Annotated in this window: 19 protein-coding genes and 1 other annotated feature; of the genes, 13 read left to right on the top strand and 6 right to left on the bottom strand. The window is 47.7% G+C overall.

The features are described from left to right. Positions 1-16: 16 nt before the first annotated feature. From OK023_RS09315 to OK023_RS09300, 4 genes are read right to left on the bottom strand one after another with little or no spacing between them, the layout of a single operon-like run. Entirely contained in the window at positions 17-865 is an 849-nt protein-coding gene (locus OK023_RS09315) for a metal ABC transporter permease (protein ID WP_411569401.1), read from the bottom strand. Then, positions 865-1,728, bottom strand: coding sequence for an iron/manganese ABC transporter permease subunit YfeC (gene yfeC / locus OK023_RS09310; RefSeq protein ID WP_317697299.1), 864 nt, complete (start codon positions 1,726-1,728; stop codon positions 865-867). The genes OK023_RS09315 and yfeC overlap by 1 nt, the downstream gene beginning before the upstream one ends. After that, positions 1,721-2,617, bottom strand: a complete 897-nt coding sequence (locus tag OK023_RS09305) for a manganese/iron ABC transporter ATP-binding protein (RefSeq protein ID WP_317697297.1) — start codon at positions 2,615-2,617, stop codon at positions 1,721-1,723. The genes yfeC and OK023_RS09305 overlap by 8 nt, the downstream gene beginning before the upstream one ends. Next, complete coding sequence (locus OK023_RS09300) at positions 2,614-3,546, bottom strand: metal ABC transporter substrate-binding protein (protein WP_317697295.1); 933 nt, start codon at positions 3,544-3,546, stop codon at positions 2,614-2,616. Before OK023_RS09300 ends, OK023_RS09305 begins: the two co-directional genes overlap by 4 nt. 480 nt (positions 3,547-4,026) lie before the next feature. Here OK023_RS09300 and OK023_RS09295 point away from each other — a divergent pair, with 480 nt between their 5' ends. Continuing rightward, positions 4,027-4,689 (top strand): transglycosylase SLT domain-containing protein, encoded by a 663-nt coding sequence (locus OK023_RS09295; RefSeq protein WP_317697293.1) that lies wholly within the window; start codon positions 4,027-4,029, stop codon positions 4,687-4,689. A 219-nt stretch (positions 4,690-4,908) separates the two neighbouring features. Next, positions 4,909-5,793, top strand: coding sequence for a PHP domain-containing protein (locus OK023_RS09290; protein WP_317697290.1), 885 nt, complete (start codon positions 4,909-4,911; stop codon positions 5,791-5,793). A 117-nt stretch (positions 5,794-5,910) separates the two neighbouring features. Here the strand turns inward: OK023_RS09290 and OK023_RS09285 are convergent, their stop codons facing one another. Next, positions 5,911-6,597 (bottom strand): MarC family NAAT transporter, encoded by a 687-nt coding sequence (locus OK023_RS09285; protein ID WP_317697287.1) that lies wholly within the window; start codon positions 6,595-6,597, stop codon positions 5,911-5,913. A gap of 77 nt (positions 6,598-6,674) precedes the next feature. After that, entirely contained in the window at positions 6,675-8,039 is a 1,365-nt protein-coding gene (locus OK023_RS09280) for an MATE family efflux transporter (protein WP_317697284.1), read from the bottom strand. Positions 8,040-8,347: 308 nt separating this feature from the next. Here OK023_RS09280 and thrS point away from each other — a divergent pair, with 308 nt between their 5' ends. From thrS to btuD, 11 genes are all read left to right on the top strand, one after another. Then, the gene (gene thrS, locus OK023_RS09275; protein ID WP_317697281.1) at positions 8,348-10,276 is read left to right on the top strand and encodes a threonine--tRNA ligase; all 1,929 of its coding nucleotides are present in this window, start codon (positions 8,348-8,350) and stop codon (positions 10,274-10,276) included. Between the two features lie 3 nt (positions 10,277-10,279). Next, positions 10,280-10,831 (top strand): translation initiation factor IF-3, encoded by a 552-nt coding sequence (gene infC / locus OK023_RS09270; RefSeq protein WP_317697613.1) that lies wholly within the window; start codon positions 10,280-10,282, stop codon positions 10,829-10,831. Between the two features lie 98 nt (positions 10,832-10,929). Continuing rightward, the gene (gene rpmI / locus OK023_RS09265; protein ID WP_037399812.1) at positions 10,930-11,127 is read left to right on the top strand and encodes a 50S ribosomal protein L35; all 198 of its coding nucleotides are present in this window, start codon (positions 10,930-10,932) and stop codon (positions 11,125-11,127) included. 44 nt (positions 11,128-11,171) lie between these two features. Next, on the top strand, positions 11,172-11,528 hold the full coding sequence (gene rplT / locus OK023_RS09260) for a 50S ribosomal protein L20 (RefSeq protein WP_004931417.1): 357 nt from the start codon (positions 11,172-11,174) through the stop codon (positions 11,526-11,528). 112 nt (positions 11,529-11,640) lie between these two features. After that, positions 11,641-11,766, top strand: a sequence feature (Phe leader region). Further along, the gene (pheM, locus tag OK023_RS09255; protein ID WP_317697611.1) at positions 11,647-11,691 is read left to right on the top strand and encodes a pheST operon leader peptide PheM; all 45 of its coding nucleotides are present in this window, start codon (positions 11,647-11,649) and stop codon (positions 11,689-11,691) included. Its footprint overlaps the feature before it by 45 nt. A 199-nt stretch (positions 11,767-11,965) precedes the next feature. Beyond that, entirely contained in the window at positions 11,966-12,949 is a 984-nt protein-coding gene (gene pheS, locus OK023_RS09250) for a phenylalanine--tRNA ligase subunit alpha (RefSeq protein WP_317697276.1), read from the top strand. A gap of 14 nt (positions 12,950-12,963) precedes the next feature. Then, positions 12,964-15,351 (top strand): phenylalanine--tRNA ligase subunit beta, encoded by a 2,388-nt coding sequence (pheT, locus tag OK023_RS09245; protein WP_317697274.1) that lies wholly within the window; start codon positions 12,964-12,966, stop codon positions 15,349-15,351. Between the two features lie 4 nt (positions 15,352-15,355). Continuing rightward, positions 15,356-15,652 (top strand): integration host factor subunit alpha, encoded by a 297-nt coding sequence (gene ihfA / locus OK023_RS09240; RefSeq protein ID WP_004943604.1) that lies wholly within the window; start codon positions 15,356-15,358, stop codon positions 15,650-15,652. A gap of 287 nt (positions 15,653-15,939) precedes the next feature. After that, positions 15,940-16,947, top strand: a complete 1,008-nt coding sequence (gene btuC, locus OK023_RS09235; RefSeq protein ID WP_317697265.1) for a vitamin B12 ABC transporter permease BtuC — start codon at positions 15,940-15,942, stop codon at positions 16,945-16,947. A gap of 71 nt (positions 16,948-17,018) precedes the next feature. Then, the gene (locus OK023_RS09230) at positions 17,019-17,570 is read left to right on the top strand and encodes a glutathione peroxidase (protein ID WP_317697262.1); all 552 of its coding nucleotides are present in this window, start codon (positions 17,019-17,021) and stop codon (positions 17,568-17,570) included. Positions 17,571-17,586: 16 nt separating this feature from the next. Beyond that, positions 17,587-18,342: a vitamin B12 ABC transporter ATP-binding protein BtuD gene (gene btuD, locus OK023_RS09225; protein WP_317697259.1), complete on the top strand. Its 756-nt coding sequence runs from the start codon at positions 17,587-17,589 to the stop codon at positions 18,340-18,342. The last annotated feature ends 186 nt before the right edge of the window (positions 18,343-18,528 follow it).

Below are 18,528 nucleotides of genomic sequence, written 5' to 3'. Positions count from 1 at the left end.
GATGCCGGGCGAAAGGTTATTGATCTTTGGCGAGGGTGGCCTGGAATGGCTTAAAATGAGTGTAGAGCAGGGTGGCTACAAACAGGAACGCCTGAACGATTACGATACATGGGCCGGTTGCACCATCGATATGGAAACTGATTAACGTTCCCAGAACTGAGGAAAAGACGGAAACCAAGGTTGCAACGATCAGCATACGCTCAAAGGTGCGGCATAGCATAAAGGCAATAATCCCTGGCGCGATCAGCATTGCGATCACCAAGATCACCCCTACAGCTTGTAATGAAGCCACAATGGTTAATGCCAATAAACACAGTAAGCCGTAATGCAGCAATTTTACCGGCAAGCCAATAACTCGCGCATGACTGGCATCAAAACAGTAAAGCATCAGGTCTTTGCGCTTGGTTATCACGATTGCCAATGTGATGCCGGCAATCCAGAGCGTCTGTTTCAATTCATCATTGGTGATACCCAGCATGTTACCGAACAGAATGTGGCTAAGGTGCTGGTCGGTGTCTATGCGGGCAAATAGCACCAGTCCAAAAGCAAACATACCGGAAAACACGATCCCCATGACCGTATCTTCTTTTACTCGGCTATTTTCTTTCAGGTAACCCGTTGCGACAGCACAAAAAATACCGGAAACGAATGCGCCAATTGCCAGTGGAATTCCCAGTATAAAGGCCAGAACAATCCCGGGTAGAACGGCGTGTGAGATAGCATCCCCCATTAGTGACCAGCCTTTCAGCACCAGATAGCAGGACAAGATGGCACATACCACGCCTGTGACGATCGCTGCGATGATCGCCCGTTGCATAAATGGATAAGCAAACGGCTCAGAAAACCATTGATAAAGGATCCCCATCAGTTACTCCCTGCAGGATTAGCGCTTGCTGCACGACGCCTAGCTGCAAATAGCCCGTGTTTGGGGGCAAACAGAAAAGCAACTAAAAAGACCAACGTTTGTAACGTTACAATCACGCCACCGGTTGCGCCATCAAGGAAGAAACTCAGATAGGCTCCAATACCGCTCGTCATTGCACCAATCGCAATGGCGATAAGGACTAGCCGACTAAAACGGTCTGTTAGCAAATAAGCGGTGGCACCGGGAGTGATAACCATGGCGATCACTAAAATTGCTCCGACAGTCTGCAGCGCGGCAACGGTACAGGCACTGAGCAGGGTAAAAAACAGAATCTTCAATTTTAGCGGTGAAAGGCCTATCGACACCGCATGGCTTTCGTCAAAAAATACTGCCAACAGATCTTTCCACACCAGAAAGAGGACCACTAATGAAACACCAATAATTATCTCAACCTGCAGTACGTCCTCGTCAGCGATACCGAGAATATTGCCAAAAATAATCGACTGTACGTTTACCGAGGTAGGGTTAAGTGAAATGATCAGTAACCCGACAGCGAAGAAAGTAGAGAAAATGAACCCGATAATCGCGTCTTCGCGTAGGCGGGTGATGTGACGAACCAGCGTCATCGCCAAAGCTGCCAGCATACCGGTAAAAAATGCTCCCGCAGCGTAAGGTAAACCGAGCGCATAAGCGCCTGCGACACCAGGTACAACAGAGTGGGAAAGCGCATCCCCCATCAACGACCATCCTTTCAGCATCAGATAGGCTGAAAGAAAAGCACAGGTTGCACCTACGATAGCGCTAACCCATATAGCTTTGACCATATAGTTATAAGTAAAAGGTTGCAGCAGAAGCTCAAGCATCAGGTTTTTTCTCCTTTTGCTGGCTCTGTGCGGGAGGGTCGCTTTTAGTATGCCCGTAAAACACTGCGGGACGTTCATCGTCGGTGAGTACCGTCACCGTGCGAGGATCGTTATCGTCGTGCAGATCGGTAGCGGAAAGGTTGATATGACGCAAAACGCCACCAAAGGCCAGCTCTAGATTGCTTTGCGTAAAGGTGGTTTCAATAGGTCCGGTGGCGAGTACCGTTCGATTAATCAGGATAACCCGATCACAGAATTCTGGTACGCTGCCAAGGTTGTGGGTTGAGACTAAAATGAGATGGCCTTCATCGCGCAAGGAGCGTAACAGCTCGATAATGGCGTTTTCGGTTTTGACATCAACACCGGTAAAAGGCTCATCAAGGAGTAAGACGGTGCCTTGCTGGGCCAAAGCGCGTGCCAGGAAAACACGTTTCTTCTGTCCACCGGAAAGTTCACCAATCTGCCGTTTGCGCAACTCATTCAGACCAACACGTTCCAGGGCTTTGTCAACCCGCAAACGATCCTCTTTTTTTGGTATTCGCAGGAAATTCATCTTGCCGTAACGGCCCATCATTACCACATCTTCTACTAATACCGGAAAATTCCAGTCAACATCTTCAGTCTGCGGTACATAGGCTATGACATTTTTTTTCAGTGCATCGACAACGGGTTGTTCATTCAAACGCACCTTTCCTGAAGTTGGCCTCACTAATCCCATGATGCTTTTGAACAGAGTAGATTTGCCGCTGCCGTTCACACCAACCAAGGCACAAATTGAGCCGCCACTAAGCGCAAAGCTGGCATTATGGATCGCCGTATGGCCATTGTTATAGGTTACAGTGACGTCCTCTACGCTGAGTTCTGGGCGGATAAAAGCCTCTATGCTCATTGATTAAATCCCTTAGCGATAGTTTGTACTGTGGCATTAAGCAGGTCGACATAGGTTGGCACTGGCCCGTCTGGAGCAGACAGTGAGTCGACATATAGGATGCCACCGTACTGAGCACCGGTTTCTTTTGCTACTTGCTTTGCAGGTTTATCCGAGATAGTGCTTTCACTGAATACGACCGGAATATGGTTGGCTCGAACAGTATCAATGACACGACGCACTTGTTGAGGCGAACCCTGCTCATCAGCGTTGATTGGCCAAAGGTAAACTTCTTTTAACTGATAGTCTTTAGCCAGATAACTGAAGGCTCCCTCGCTGGTGACTAACCAGCGTTGGTTTTCTGGAATGCGTGCTAAACGTGCGCGAAGTGGGGCATCCAGCGCAGCAATTTTTTTAGCGTAGGCTTTGGCATTCTGATTATAAGTTTCTTCATTGACAGGATCATACTGAACCAGTGCCTTGCGAATATTCTCTATATAAATTAGAGCATTGGTCGGTGACATCCATGCGTGAGGGTTAGGGTTAGCGTTATAGGGGCCTTCATGGATTGGCATCGGAACAATGCCTTCAGTGACAACGGCTGCGGGGACTTGTTTTATATTTTCAAAGAAACGTTGGAACCAGCGTTCCAGATTCATTCCGTTCCATAAAATCAGGTCGGCATGTTGCGCTTTTACGATATCTCGCGGCGTGGGTTGATAGTCGTGGATTTCAGCACCCGGCTTGGTGATAGATTCTACGACTGCGGCATCACCCGCCACGTTTTGAGCGATATCTTGAATAATTGTAAAGGTGGTCACTACGCGCAGCTTTTCTTTTGCCATTGTCAGTTGGGGAGTGGCAAAAGTGCTTAGCAGCAGGCAACACAAAGCAAAGGGACGAAGAAAGGTTGATGTAAAATTATGAAATAAAATACTTTTCATTGGCATTGTGACGTTTTTCCCCTTAAATGAGAATCATTATCAATATCGTAAGTGGCGAAGTCAAGCGTCAATAACTTCTGGAAGAGGGTTATTTTTTGTCAAAAAATACTGCTGGGAGAGTTATAGCATTTTACGTATCAGTATGTAACTTAACTGCTTAATTTAGTTACTGTAGAACGCTTTCTGCATTTCGGTAATTTTCCCAAAGAGATTCGCGTAAGGTTTTGAGAAGTTTTTTATATATGTCAAGCAACTCTAAGTTGCCGATAGGTGGCAATTAAGCAATAAATTGTTCCAGAACCGATTTGAAAAACCCTTGATGGGGGGTATTAGCATTAAGTCGCCAGCTCAACGGTGGATGGAGGTTGACTCATAAATCACATCTTGGTATATGGATAGCCTGAAAAGAAGGTAAAAAAGTTATGGCAGGCATCCTTACAAGTTGTACATGCTGCGCGGCTCAGAGACTTAGGAGTGAGGGATTCTGTGAAAATAAAAATAGGTTGCCTAACGGCATTTATCCTGTTGGCTGGTTGCGCTGAGAAACCGCAAACAAGTGATAATGTAGTAGTTAATGGTACGTCAGGTGGTTGGTTGAAACCTCCATCAAAAATACCAAGCAATCGTACCGGAACACCTGTTGCCTATAGCGACTATATCCGCAATGCTGCCAACAGTTATGGTGTTGATGAAAATCTGATCAAAGCGATTATTCAGGTAGAGTCCGGGTTTAACCCCAATGTTGTTAGTACGTCGAATGCGGTGGGATTAATGCAATTAAAACCCTCCACTGCTGGGCGAGATGCTTACCGTATGAAGGGAAAAAACGGCCAGCCAAGTTCACGTGAGTTGAAAGATCCGGCGGTTAATATTGATTTAGGAACAGCCTATATCAATATTCTTCAAAGGCAGCAGTTAGCCGGGATCTCCAATCCACAAACATTACGCTATGCCACTATTGTTTCTTACGTTAATGGCGCAGGCGCTATGTTGCGAACCTTCTCACCGGATAAACGCGTGGCAGTCAACCGAATTAACCAGATGAGCCCGGATGAATTTTATCAGCATATTCAAAAGAAACATCCGGCTCCGCAAGCACCGCGTTACTTGTGGAAAGTCACCACAGCTTATCAAGCGATGCTCGAATAGCAACAAATTCACTGAAACCGGCTCTGAATGCCGGTTTTCTTTTTTAGGTACAGAATGCGGCTGTGCTTTTCGCAAAGCGCAGGTCCACAGCTCGATAGCGACAGTCAAATTCTTATCTTCATTGAGCACCGATAACAGAGGGGTTCATGAGACGATAAGATCTCACCCTCAGCATTCATCTGGATTTAATCACCGTGCGTTTTCAAAAGGATATTTCCAATGGAAAAAATTGACCTGCATATGCACTCCAACTACAGCGATGACGCGGATTTTCCGGTTGAGGTCCTTATTGCACGCTGTAAGGCGAATGGTATTGATACGCTGGCAGTAACGGATCATAACAATGCCCATTCTGTGCCTGAAGCCAAGGCGCTGGCATCGTCCAGTTTAAATGTATTGTCTGGCATTGAGATTGACTGCACCTTTGGTGAACGTAATTACCACCTGCTTGGTTATGGCTTCAAGCCCAGTGATGATTTTGTTGATATCCACAATAACTTCAGCGCGATCCAACGTGAGCTGACGCCTAGAAAATTTGAAAAGTTGCGAGGGCTTAACTTTTACCTTGATGAACAACGTTTGGAACAGGTGTGCGCCGGCGCCATTCCACAAGAAGAACAGATGGGCGAAGTGATACTTGAAGATGAGCGTAATCACGATCATCCATTATTGATTCCATACCGCGCTGGTGGTAACAGATCAGATATGCCATTAATCAACTTTTACTGGGACTTCTTTGGTCCTGGAAAGGTGTGCTACATGCCAGTCACTTATCCTGCAATGAGCGATACGGTTGATGTGATCCGCCATAATGGTGGCATACCCGTATTGGCACACATTGGCGCTAATATTAAACAGGGCCACACGCAGGTGATTAATGATATTTTAAAAGCGGGGGTGATGGGCGTAGAGGTCTTCTCAAGTTATCACTCGCCCGCCTTGGCCAGTCAACTGTATGAGTTTGCTGTTGATCGTTCGGTCTTTGTTACCTGTGGTAGCGACTTTCATGGTCGAAACAAACCAAAGATCGAGGTTGGGCAATGCGCTTATGGTGCACAGCATATTGCGGAAATACGCCGTTTCGTTGCTGCAGCCAGTGCATGATACTAAGCCGCAGGAATCTTTGGACAATAGGTCCAATGCTGGTTTTTAGCCTTGTACTGAGCTTTTTAGGAAGAGGGCAGCTCCGCAGTGGAAAACTTGGCTGCGGAGCCGGGAAGGCTAATTGACCGGAACATAAGTGGTGATCAATTCAAACACACCATTGATAATAAACTGGACGCCCATACAGACCAGCAGAAACCCCATCAAACGTGATATCGCCTCGATGCCGCTTCTGCCAACCAGCTTCATGATCCCTGTAGAACTGCGTAAACACACCCAGAGAATGATTGATATGGCGAAGAATGTCGCCACAGGCGCGACCAGTAAAACCCAATGCGTAAAGCCCAACATATTTTCTTTAATGCTGGATGCCGAACTGATAATCATGGCGATGGTACCTGGCCCAGCAGTACTCGGCATAGCCAAGGGAACAAAGGCGATATTGGCAGAGGTTTTTTTGCGCAGCTCTCGACTTTTGCTTTCTACTTCAGGTAGTTCATCGGTACTTTGTTGCGGGAACAGCATGCGAAAACCGATAAAGGCGACAATTAACCCACCGGCGATGCGCAAGCCAGGAATGGAAATGCCGAAGGTTTTCATCACTAACTGGCCGGCGTAGAAAGCCACTGTCATGATAGCGAACACGTAGACTGACGCCATCAATGATTGTTTATTGCGTTCTTCACTTGTCATATTGCCCGAAAGGCCAAGTAATAACGCCACGGTTGTGAGTGGATTAGCCAGCGGTAGCAGTAAAACCAGTCCCAGCCCTATGGCTTGAAACAACTGCAAAATAGTCGACATAAAAACAAACCCCAACAAAGATGATGAGCGACAGGTTTAATCAAAACCTTAATAAAGAACATGTAATTTAAACAGTGCTAGACCAAACGCTCAATTTTTCTGTGTCTCCATACCAGGCAATAGAACGCTGTCTGTAGCGCAAGCATGGCTAGATAAGCGATGGGGAACGCCATCCATACACCTTCCAGACCAAATCTTTGGCTCAACAGGTAGGCCGCTGGTAACTGAATGGCGGCAATACATAAAACAGAGATAGCCACTGGTACCAGGACAACACCGCTGGCGCGCATGATACCACTGACAATGGCCTGGAAACCAAATACCAACATGCTCCACAGCATGATATGCAGGAGGTGTTGAGCGTCGGCCAGTACCTGCAAATCAGTAAGGAATAGGCTTAATAGCCAGTGTGAAAGCAAGTATACAGCGATAATCAGGGTGCCTGTCAGCCAGAAATTTATCAATAGGCCTGTGCGCAGGATCGGAGCGATACGTTCTGTGTGGCCTGCACCGATAGCCTGAGCACCAAGGATCGAAGCTGTGATGGCAATTGATAGTGCAGGGAATTGTACATAATTGACGATTTGTGTCACTGCACCGTACGCGGCTGTTGCATTTGAACCGTGATGGTTAACGAGTGTTAGGATCACCAGTTCAGATAACGAAATCACCACCATCTGTAAGCCAGTTGGCAAGCCGATGCGTAAAACTTTGCGTAATACCTCGGCGTTTAACTTCAGGGCGAGAAACATGACACGGTCAGGGGCTAATACATGTTTTTTTCGACGCAGGCGTAATGCCAGATAGAGCATTGCCATAATATTACCGAGCATACCAGCCAGTGCTGCGCTCTGTATACCCATAGGCATTAGGCCCAACCAGCCACGGATCAGTGCGGGGGTAAGCAGCAAGCCGATAAAGGTGGACAATAGGAGTGCCAACAGTGGGGAAACAGTGTCACTAACGCCACGTAACAGCTGAGTGAAAAGAATAAACACCAACAGCAGTGGCATAATCAGCATCATAATACGTGCGTAAGCAACGGCTTCTTCAAACACGTCAGCCGGTGTTCCCAACAGCCGTAACGCTTGTGGTGCAAACAGGCTACCAAATACGGCAGTCAGCAAACCAATCAGTAAACCTAACATCAGCGCCGTACCGGCAATGGTTTTCACTTTCTCTGGTTCATTGGCGCCCCAAGCTTGCCCCACCAGCACCGATGCACCAGCACCGATACCAATCACTAATGAAATAAAGAAAAAAACAATCGGAAACATGCCAGATATAGCGGCCAGTGCCTGTGTGCCGAGCATTTGGCCGATGTAAATCCCATTGAGCGTACCAGAAAATCCTTGCAAGAAATTAGATAGCACCATCGGCACTAAGAAAATTAGATAGATACGCCATAAGGGCGTTTGTTTTTGTGGCGAAAGGGGTTGCATTATTACTATTTCCTTGGCCTGAAGGTAATTTATGGTCTTGATCTGAGGTAGATGCACTGAGACGCCGAGCAGGCAGTGTCATTAAACGTTATGTCACCGATTAAGAGACGGCCTGTGCTTTATTTATCCTCAACAAATTTAATGTTACTATTCGCAATGCCTAACAAGCTATTTACCGGCAAGACAAGCTTTGTACCAATCTGGCAATTGTGGGCAAGATATGGTGCATAGTTTACTTGATACTAACAAGATATCTGTACTGCATGTGATCTGTCGTGTGGGTCACCACTGTAGATAAGGAATTATGAATGCCTGTTATTACTCTTCCTGACGGAAGTCAGCGTCATTACGACCATGCCGTTTCCGCTATGGATGTTGCCCGAGATATTGGCCCTGGCCTAGCCAAAGCCTGTATAGCAGGCCGTGTAAACGGTGAATTGGTGGATGCTAGCGATCTAATCGAATCCAATGCTCAATTGGCAATTATCACCATCAAAGACGTTGAAGGCCTGGAAATCATGCGCCACTCTTGTGCGCACCTACTGGGCCATGCGATCAAACAATTGTGGCCGAATACTAAAATGGCCATTGGCCCGGTGATCGATAACGGTTTCTACTATGACGTTGACATCGACCATACTCTGACGCAGGAAGATCTGGATCTGCTGGAGAAGCGGATGCATGAATTGGCCGACAAAGATTATGATGTCATCAAGAAAAAAGTGAGTTGGCAAGAGGCCCGCGATACCTTTGTTGCCCGTGGTGAAATCTACAAGGTAGCGATTCTGGATGAAAACGTCAGTCGTGATGACCGTCCCGGACTGTATCACCACGAAGAATACATCGATATGTGCCGTGGCCCGCATGTACCGAATATGCGTTTTTGCCATCATTTCAAACTGCAAAAAACCTCAGGTGCATACTGGCGGGGCGACAGCAAAAACAAAATGTTGCAACGTGTCTATGGCACCGCCTGGGCAGACAAGAAGCAGTTGAATGCTTATTTGCAACGTCTGGAAGAAGCTGCCAAACGTGACCACCGTAAGATCGGCAAACAGCTCGACCTGTACCATATGCAGGAAGAAGCTCCGGGTATGGTGTTCTGGCACAACGATGGTTGGACCATTTTCCGTGAACTGGAAGCTTTTGTACGCATGAAGCTCAAAGAGTACCAGTATCAGGAAGTGAAGGGGCCGTTCATGATGGACCGAGTGCTGTGGGAAAAAACCGGGCACTGGGAAAATTACAAAGATGCCATGTTTACTACGTCGTCGGAAAATCGTGAATACTGCATCAAGCCGATGAACTGCCCTGGTCATGTGCAGATCTTCAATCAAGGGCTAAAATCTTACCGTGACCTGCCGCTTCGTATGGGGGAGTTCGGCAGTTGCCACCGTAATGAACCATCGGGTTCGCTGCATGGCCTGATGCGCGTACGTGGCTTTACCCAGGATGATGCACATATCTTTTGTACTGAAGATCAGGTTCGTGCCGAAGTAAACGACTGCATTAAAATGGTTTACGACATGTACGGTACTTTTGGCTTTGAAAAGATTGCGGTGAAACTTTCTACCCGTCCCGAGAAGCGCATTGGTACCGATGATATGTGGACTCGGGCTGAAGACGATCTGGCGGCTGCGCTGACTGAAAACGGGATTCCGTTTGAATATCAGCCGGGTGAGGGAGCGTTCTACGGACCTAAAATTGAATTTACCTTGCATGATTGTTTGGATCGCGCATGGCAATGTGGTACCGTGCAACTCGATTTCTTCTTACCGGGCCGTTTAGGCGCGTCGTATGTCGGCGAAAACAACGAACGCGTGGTTCCGGTGATGATTCACCGTGCGATTCTTGGCTCCATGGAGCGTTTTATCGGTATTCTTACCGAAGAATATGCCGGTTTCTACCCAACCTGGATTGCTCCGGTGCAGGTAGTGGTGATGAATATCACCGACAGTCAGTCTGATTATGTCCAGCAATTGACCAAAAAACTGCAAGATGCAGGAATTAGAGCAAAAGCGGACTTGAGAAACGAGAAGATTGGCTTTAAAATTCGCGAACATACTTTACGTCGAGTTCCCTACATGCTGGTGTGCGGTGATAAAGAGGTCGAAGCAGGCAAAGTTGCCGTTCGTACTCGCCGCGGCAAAGACTTGGGAAGTCTGGATGTAAACGAAGTCGTAGACAAGCTGCTTAAAGAGATCCGCAGCCGTAGTCTTCATCAACTGGAGGAATAAAGTATTAAAGGCGGAAAACGAGTTCAACCGGCGCGTCCAAATCGCATTAACAGAGAAATTCGCGCGCAAGAAGTTCGCCTGACCGGCGTCGATGGCGAGCAGATTGGCATAGTCAGTCTGAATGAAGCTCTTGAAAAAGCTGAGGAAGCGGGCGTCGATTTAGTAGAGATCAGCCCAAATGCCGAACCGCCAGTTTGCCGAATCATGGATTATGGCAAATTCCTCTATGAGAAGAGCAAGTCGACCAAAGAACAGAAGAAGAAGCAAAAAGTTATTCAGGTCAAGGAAATCAAATTCCGTCCTGGTACCGATGATGGCGACTATCAGGTCAAACTACGCAACCTGACTCGCTTTCTGGAAGATGGCGATAAAGCCAAGATCACCCTGCGTTTCCGCGGGCGTGAAATGGCGCACCAGCAGATCGGTATGGAGGTGCTTAATCGCGTCCGTAAAGATTTGTGTGAAGATAGTGATCTGGCAGTGGTCGAATCCTTCCCTACGAAGATTGAAGGCCGTCAGATGATTATGGTGCTCGCACCCAAGAAGAAACAGTAAGGCTTCCAAGTAATATGACCCGCACAGCGCTTGCATTGTGCGGGTTTTGTTCGCCTTACCGATTCGTTGTTTAACAATGCGAAGTGGATTTAATTAAAATGCCAAAGATTAAAACTGTACGTGGTGCAGCCAAGCGCTTCAAAAAAACCGGCAGCGGTGGTTTTAAGCGTAAACATGCCAACCTGCGTCATATTCTGACCAAAAAAGCAACCAAGCGTAAACGTCACCTGCGTCCGAAAGGCATGGTGTCTAAAAACGATCTGGTCCTGGTTAGTGCGTGCCTGCCGTACGCATAAGCTATATTTTTTTGAATCAAGAATAAGACTTTAGGAGAGAGCATATGGCTCGCGTAAAACGTGGTGTAATTGCACGCGCACGTCACAAGAAAATTATGAAGCAGGCGAAAGGCTACTACGGTGCCCGTTCGCGCGTTTATCGTGTTGCCTTCCAGGCAGTAATCAAAGCAGGACAGTATGCTTACCGTGACCGTCGTCAACGTAAGCGTCAGTTCCGTCAGCTGTGGATTGCACGTATCAACGCTGCTGCTCGTCAGAACGGCCTATCTTACAGCAAGTTCATTAATGGCCTGAAAAAAGCCTCTATTGAAATTGATCGTAAGATCTTGGCTGATATCGCGGTATTCGACAAAGTGGCCTTTGGCGCACTGGTTGAAAAAGCGAAAGCAGCTCTGGCGTAAGAAAGTCAGAAGAGGGGGCTTGCTCCCTCTTTTACTCATTGTTTTAGATAGATATATTGACTTTGATTGGCTTACGCAGTAACACTGATAGTCACTAAATCGGTAAGGTAATGCAAACATGCACGCTGCTATTTCCCGTTTCTTTTTTTACTTTAGCGCCTGATTTCAGGAGGCTTTGCGCGTAAGAAAAGAAACGGAAAGTTGCGCCTAAGCCTCCCATCGTGGAGGCTTTTTTGTTTTTGGTCATGCCCTTTGTCTTTGAAGCTACAACTGTGTTAGCTGCGTATATTCGCCTCGGTCACTTGCTATCTAAGCTCCCGGGGGATTGCCCACTTGCTGTCTGTAACTTGAAGTCCTGTGGGTATGAGCCAAGGCCATAGAAAATAAATTACCTAATCATTACTTAGGGCCGTACCGGCCAGAGGAAGGGGAAAGCAATGTCACATCTCGCAGAACTGGTTGCCAGTGCCAAGGCCGCCATAGAAGATGCCCAAGATGTTGCCGCGTTGGATTTAGTACGCGTCGAATATTTAGGCAAGAAAGGCCATTTTACCTTGCAGATGCAGTCACTGCGTGAAGTACCTGCAGAAGAACGTCCGGCTGCAGGTGCTGTGATTAACCAGGCGAAGCAAGAAGTTCAGGAAGCACTGAACGCGCGTAAGAATGCGTTGGAGTCTGCGCTCCTGAACGCACGTCTTGCTGCTGAGACCATTGATGTCTCACTGCCAGGGCGTCGATTAGAGAATGGTGGCTTGCATCCAGTTACACGTACTATAGATCGTATTGAAACTTTCTTCGGCGAACTGGGTTTTTCGGTAGAAACTGGTCCTGAAATTGAAGACGATTACCATAACTTCGACGCTTTGAATATTCCAGGGCACCACCCGGCACGTGCCGATCATGATACCTTCTGGTTTGATGCAACACGTCTGCTGCGTACTCAGACTTCTGGGGTGCAGATCCGTACCATGAAGAACCAGCCGCCGCCGATCCGTGTTATCGCGCCTGGCCGGGTGTATCGCAATGATTACGATCAAACGCACACCCCAATGTTTCACCAGATGGAGGGACTGATTGTTGATAAAGACATCAGCTTTACCAACCTGAAAGGCACGCTGCATGATTTCCTGAACAACTTCTTTGAAGAGGATTTGCAGGTGCGTTTCCGTCCTTCCTATTTCCCATTTACTGAGCCTTCCGCTGAAGTAGACGTCATGGGCAAAAATGGTAAGTGGCTGGAAGTGTTGGGCTGCGGCATGGTGCATCCGAATGTATTGCGCAACGTAGGAATTGACCCTGAAGTCTATTCTGGCTTTGCTTTCGGTATGGGGATGGAGCGTCTGACAATGCTGCGTTACGGTGTCACCGATCTGCGTGCGTTCTTCGAAAACGATTTGCGTTTCCTCAAACAGTTTAAGTAAGGCGGGAATATCACATGAAATTCAGTGAACTCTGGTTGCGCGAGTGGGTAAACCCGGCCATCAGCAGTGAGGCATTATCAGAACAAATCACCATGGCCGGCCTGGAAGTAGACGGTGTTGAATCAGTATCTGGCGACTTTCACGGTGTGGTAGTAGGCCACGTAGTGGAGTGTGGGCAACACCCCAATGCTGACAAGTTGCGCGTAACAAAAGTGGATGTCGGTGGTGAAAGGCTGCTGGACATCGTTTGTGGCGCGCCGAACTGCTGCACCGGTCTTAAAGTTGCGGTTGCGACGGTAGGTGCAGTGTTACCAGGTGATTTTAAAATCAAAGCTGCCAAATTGCGCGGAGAGCCTTCTGAAGGCATGCTGTGTTCGTTTTCCGAACTGGCAATATCAGATGATCACAACGGCATTATAGAACTGCCGGAAGACGCGCCTATCGGTACCGACATTCGTGAATATTTGAAGCTTAATGACAATACAATCGAAATCAGTGTCACGCCAAACCGTGCTGATTGTTTGGGCATCATTGGTGTAGCGCGTGATGTTGCCGTGCTGAACAAGTTACCGCTCAATGAACCTGATATGAGCCCGGTAGCGGTAACGATCGCCGATACCTTGGCTATTCGTGTTGAAGCGCCAAATGCGTGCCCACGCTACCTGGGGCGTATCGTTAAAGGTATTAACGTGAAGGCTCCGTCACCTCTCTGGATGCGTGAAAAGCTGCGTCGTTGTGGCCTCCGTTCTATTGATGCAGTGGTTGATGTCACCAACTACGTGTTGTTGGAGCTTGGTCAACCTATGCATGCCTTCGATTTGAACCGTATTGAAGGCGGTATTGTGGTTCGGATGGCCAACGACGGAGAAACATTACGTTTGTTGGATGGCAATGAAGCCAAATTGAACGCAGATACCCTGGTTATTGCCGACCACCAGAAAGCCTTGGCAATGGGGGGCATTTTTGGCGGTGAGCAGTCTGGCGTGAATGCTGATACGCAGGATGTACTGCTGGAATGTGCTTTCTTCAGCCCATTGTCCATCGCTGGACGCGCCCGTCGTCATGGATTGCACACGGACGCATCCCATCGCTATGAGCGTGGTGTGGATCACGCTTTGCAGTATAAGGCCATGGAGCGAGCAACACGTTTATTGATCGAAATTTGTGGCGGCCACGCAGGACCTGTTATTGACGTAACTGATGCGAACTCACTGCCGAAACAAGCAACAATTTCGCTGCGTCGTGAAAAGCTTGACCGCCTGATAGGCCATGCAGTTCCGCATGCGCAAGTGAGCGATATTCTGCGCCGCCTGGGTTGCCAAGTGACAGAACAGGGTGATAACTGGCTGGCGGTAGCGCCGAGCTGGCGTTTCGACATGGAAATTGAAGAGGATCTGATAGAAGAGGTTGCCCGCGTCTACGGCTACAACAATATTCCCGATGTACCGGTACGTGCCGATCTGGTCATGACACAGCATCGTGAAGTTGAATTAACACTGAAACGCGTGAAAACCATGCTGGTTGATCATGGTTTTCAGGAAGCGATCACCTATAGCTTTGTTGATCCTAAGGTACAGGCGCTTTTGCATCCAGGCGAAGACGTTTTGATCCTGCCAAGCCCTATCTCGGTTGAGATGTCTGCCATGCGTCTATCGCTATGGACTGGCTTATTGTCCGCAGTGGTTTATAACCAGAATCGTCAACAGACTCGCGTACGTCTGTTTGAAAGCGGTTTGCGCTTTGTCCCTGATACTCAGGCATATCTTGGTATTCGGCAGGATGTCATGCTGGCGGGGGTGATTGCCGGGCATACTCATGAAGAGCATTGGGATCTGGCGAGAAAGCCCGTTGACTTCTATGATTTGAAAGGGGATCTAGAATCTGTATTAGAACTGACGGGTAGATTATCTGAAATTCAGTTCAAATCAGAATCTAATCCGGCACTGCATCCGGGGCAAAGTGCCGGAATTTACTTGTGTGGTGAACGTGTTGGTTTCATCGGTGTTGTTCACCCAGAACTTGAACGTAAACTGGATCTTAATGGCCGTACTGTAGTTTTTGAACTGGAGTGGAACAAGGTCGCAACCCGCGCTGTGCCTCAGGCGCGTGAGATTTCACGCTTCCCTGCAAACCGTCGTGATATCGCTGTTGTCGTGGCTGAAAATGTCCCAGCAGAAGATATTTTGGCAGAGTGTAAGAAAGTTGGCGTAAATCATATAGTTGGCGTAAACTTGTTTGATGTGTACCGTGGCAAGGGTGTAGCAGAGGGTTACAAGAGCCTGGCTATCAGTTTGGTATTGCAGGATACCGCCCGTACACTGGAAGAAGAGGAGATTGCCGCTACCGTATCAAAATGTGTAGAGGCTCTAAAACAGCGATTCCAAGCATCCTTGAGGGATTGAACCTATGGCGCTTACTAAAGCTGAAATGTCAGAACATCTGTTTGAAAAGCTTGGGCTTAGCAAACGGGACGCAAAAGACTTGGTAGAGCTGTTCTTTGAAGAGGTCCGTCGAGCTTTGGAGAACGGTGAACAAGTCAAACTGTCTGGTTTTGGCAATTTTGATCTACGAGACAAAAACCAACGTCCGGGACGCAATCCGAAAACCGGTGAGGACATTCCGATTACGGCGCGCCGTGTGGTCACTTTCCGTCCGGGACAGAAGCTGAAAAGTCGGGTGGAGAACGCCAGCCCTAAAGAGTAAATGGTATAAAACCCAAAAAGCCATATTGGGCCAATGTTTATTGGCCGAGCTTTTGAAGATGGTCGCGATGTATCACATTGCGGCCTCTTTTTTTGCTGTTTTTAGGCAGAAAGAGACATTCATGCTGCTCTATACAAAAATATTTTTGAGGGTAGCTGGTGCCTGTCGTGCTTTAACCTCCTTAATATCCGTCCCGGCACTTCCCCTCTTGGCACTAACCCCCTAATATTCGCTTCAAGATATCGATGAATAGGGCAATTCTGCGGCCCTCAGGGAACCTGTGTACTATGCCTGCCTGTCAGACCTTCGCTCAATTACAGCAAAATCAGCACCAACGAGATAAACGGCATATTGTGTTGCTGTTGTTGGGCGTCATAGTCGCGTTTGTTTTCAGTTTGAGTGCTGGCGATATGTGGTTCTGGCCCTCTCAGTGGTTGAGTGAGTCGGCACGGTTATTTGTCTGGCAACTCCGCTTGCCGCGTGCATTAGCCGTAATGTTAGTTGGAGCGAGCCTGGCGGTTGCTGGCGCGGTAATGCAAGCACTCTTTGAAAACCCATTGGCAGAACCAGGTTTGCTTGGAGTAGCAAATGGCGCAGGTGTTGCCTTGGTATTAACCGTATTGTTAGGCCACAGCCTGTTACCTGTAGCCTTGATGAGTCTGAGTGCTATCTTTGGCGCGTTACTGATGACGTGCTTGCTACTGAGTTTTGCCCGTCGTCGACTGTTGAGCAATGCACGCCTACTGCTTGTGGGGGTTGCATTAGGGATTGTGTGCAGTGCCATCACGACTTGGCTGGTATATTTCAGCTCCAGCTTCGATCTGCGACAGTTAATGTATTGGATGATGGGGGGATTTGGCGGGGTAGATTGGCGACAGAAGTGGTTGATGCTAATACTTTTACCTGTGTTGTTATGGTTATGCTTTCAAGGTAAAGCATTAAACTTAATGGCGCTTGGTGAAGTCCAGGCATGGCAGTTAGGGCTGTCGCTTCATCTATGGCGCAATTTGCTGGTTCTGGCTATTGGTTGGCTAGTTGGCAGCAGTGTGGCATTGGCGGGAGTTATCGGTTTTGTCGGGCTGGTCGTTCCTCATATATTGCGCTTAATGGGGTTGACCAATCAACGTTTCCTATTGCCCGGTTGTGCGCTGGCTGGTGGTGGTGTTTTGCTGGTAGCGGATGTGGTGGCCAGAATTGCGCTTGTTTCATCTGAATTACCTATTGGTGTAGTTACAGCGACGATGGGGGCTCCCTTGTTTATCTGGTTGCTTGCTCGGACAAAAAGCGTAAGGTGACAACGTGTTTAGTGTTAAAGAATTGTAATTTTTCGTCGTTACCTGCATATAAATTAATAGGATAAAATCTGATGAACAAATCAATCTATACCATTCCATTGAAAACCATTGAAAACCAGGCCATCACCCTTGAAACTTACATGGGTAAGGTGTTGTTGGTAGTGAATGTTGCGTCGGAATGTGGCCTGACCAAGCAGTACGAAGGTTTGGAAAAGCTTTATGAAACGTGGCATGAGCAAGGTTTTGAAGTGTTGGGTTTTCCATCCAATGAGTTTCTCGGCCAGGAGCCCGGCACCAACGAGGAAATACTGGCATTCTGCCGTGGCACCTTTGGCGTCAAGTTTCCGATGTTCGCTAAAATTGAAGTGAATGGTCCCAACCGTCATGCGCTTTATCAGGCACTTATTGCGGCGCAACCGCAGGCTGTAGAACCTGCTGGAAGCGTATTTTTTGAACGAATGAAAAGCAAAGATCGTGCGCCAAAGCAAGTTGGTGATATCTTATGGAACTTTGAGAAATTCTTGATTGGCCGCGATGGGCAGGTGATACAGCGTTTCTCTCCGGATATGACGCCGGAAGACCCCATCTTGTCCGAAGCTATCAGATTGGCCCTGGCTAAGTAACGGAGTTTAGAGAATCATGCTGCAACTCTGTCAGGTTGGCGTTAAAGGGCGCTTAGAACCCCTTTCAGGGCAAGTTGCTGCTGGTGTACAGGTCCACCTGATTGGTCCTAACGGTGCAGGTAAGAGCACACTGCTGGCGAGAGTGGCAGGAATACTGCCAGGGCTTGGTGAAATCCGTTTATCTGAGAAACTGCTTGGCGACTATTCAGGTATGGAGTTAGCAAAGCGTCGAGCCTATCTCAGCCAGCAACAGTCCGCGATGTCATTGATGCCTGTATTTCAGTATCTGGCCCTACACCGCCCCGTAGGGTGTGGAGAAAGCGTGTTGGAAAGCACCATTACTTACCTGTGTCGACGCCTGAAACTTACGGATAAATTGTCACGTATGTTGAGTAAGCTATCTGGAGGTGAGTGGCAACGGGTACGGTTAGCTGCTGTTTTGTTGCAGGTATGGCCGACGGTGAATCCGCAAAGTCAGTTACTATTGCTTGATGAACCGACAAATAGCTTGGATGTAGCTCAAAAAGCGGCACTTGATCATTTGTTGCGTGAGTTTTGCCACAGTGGCCGTAGTGTCATGATTTGTGCGCACGATCTTAATCATACCTTGCAACAGGCAGATGAAGTTTGGCTATTGCAAGCGGGCCGCCTGATAGCAAAAGGTTCTACGCTTGATGTCATGGTGCCGGAATTATTATCTCGAGTATATGAAATTGATTTTCATCTGCAATCGTCGGGTAGTCAGAGATGGATTATGACTAAAAGTGTATAAAGTACCTGAATTCTGTTTTAGGTAAATAAAGATTAGGTTTTCTATCTATAAAAACTTTTTATCTGTTGATAAGGAGCACTTTCGTGCTACGCTATTCTTTCTGCGTTCTAAATAAAGATAACTTTATCAATATAATACGCTGATTGCACAATGGTTTTCATCGCTGGTGCGGGCCATGGCTTAAGG

The organism is Serratia sp. UGAL515B_01, from assembly GCF_033095805.1.
In the GTDB taxonomy this organism is placed as follows: Bacteria; Pseudomonadota; Gammaproteobacteria; order Enterobacterales; family Enterobacteriaceae; genus Chania.
Note: the sequence above shows the minus strand (reverse complement) of the source record. Positions and strands in the feature narration are given on the sequence as shown.

Coding starts and splice junctions, on each gene's coding strand:
- OK023_RS09315 (WP_411569401.1), bottom strand. CDS start 865: ATGGGGATCCTTTATCAATGGTTTTCTGAGCCGTTTGCTTATCCATTT.
- yfeC (WP_317697299.1), bottom strand. CDS start 1,728: ATGCTTGAGCTTCTGCTGCAACCTTTTACTTATAACTATATGGTCAAA.
- OK023_RS09305 (WP_317697297.1), bottom strand. CDS start 2,617: ATGAGCATAGAGGCTTTTATCCGCCCAGAACTCAGCGTAGAGGACGTC.
- OK023_RS09300 (WP_317697295.1), bottom strand. CDS start 3,546: ATGCCAATGAAAAGTATTTTATTTCATAATTTTACATCAACCTTTCTT.
- OK023_RS09290 (WP_317697290.1), top strand. CDS start 4,909: ATGGAAAAAATTGACCTGCATATGCACTCCAACTACAGCGATGACGCG.
- OK023_RS09285 (WP_317697287.1), bottom strand. CDS start 6,597: ATGTCGACTATTTTGCAGTTGTTTCAAGCCATAGGGCTGGGACTGGTT.
- OK023_RS09280 (WP_317697284.1), bottom strand. CDS start 8,039: ATGCAACCCCTTTCGCCACAAAAACAAACGCCCTTATGGCGTATCTAT.
- thrS (WP_317697281.1), top strand. CDS start 8,348: ATGCCTGTTATTACTCTTCCTGACGGAAGTCAGCGTCATTACGACCAT.
- rpmI (WP_037399812.1), top strand. CDS start 10,930: ATGCCAAAGATTAAAACTGTACGTGGTGCAGCCAAGCGCTTCAAAAAA.
- rplT (WP_004931417.1), top strand. CDS start 11,172: ATGGCTCGCGTAAAACGTGGTGTAATTGCACGCGCACGTCACAAGAAA.
- pheS (WP_317697276.1), top strand. CDS start 11,966: ATGTCACATCTCGCAGAACTGGTTGCCAGTGCCAAGGCCGCCATAGAA.
- pheT (WP_317697274.1), top strand. CDS start 12,964: ATGAAATTCAGTGAACTCTGGTTGCGCGAGTGGGTAAACCCGGCCATC.
- ihfA (WP_004943604.1), top strand. CDS start 15,356: ATGGCGCTTACTAAAGCTGAAATGTCAGAACATCTGTTTGAAAAGCTT.
- btuC (WP_317697265.1), top strand. CDS start 15,940: ATGCCTGCCTGTCAGACCTTCGCTCAATTACAGCAAAATCAGCACCAA.
- OK023_RS09230 (WP_317697262.1), top strand. CDS start 17,019: ATGAACAAATCAATCTATACCATTCCATTGAAAACCATTGAAAACCAG.
- btuD (WP_317697259.1), top strand. CDS start 17,587: ATGCTGCAACTCTGTCAGGTTGGCGTTAAAGGGCGCTTAGAACCCCTT.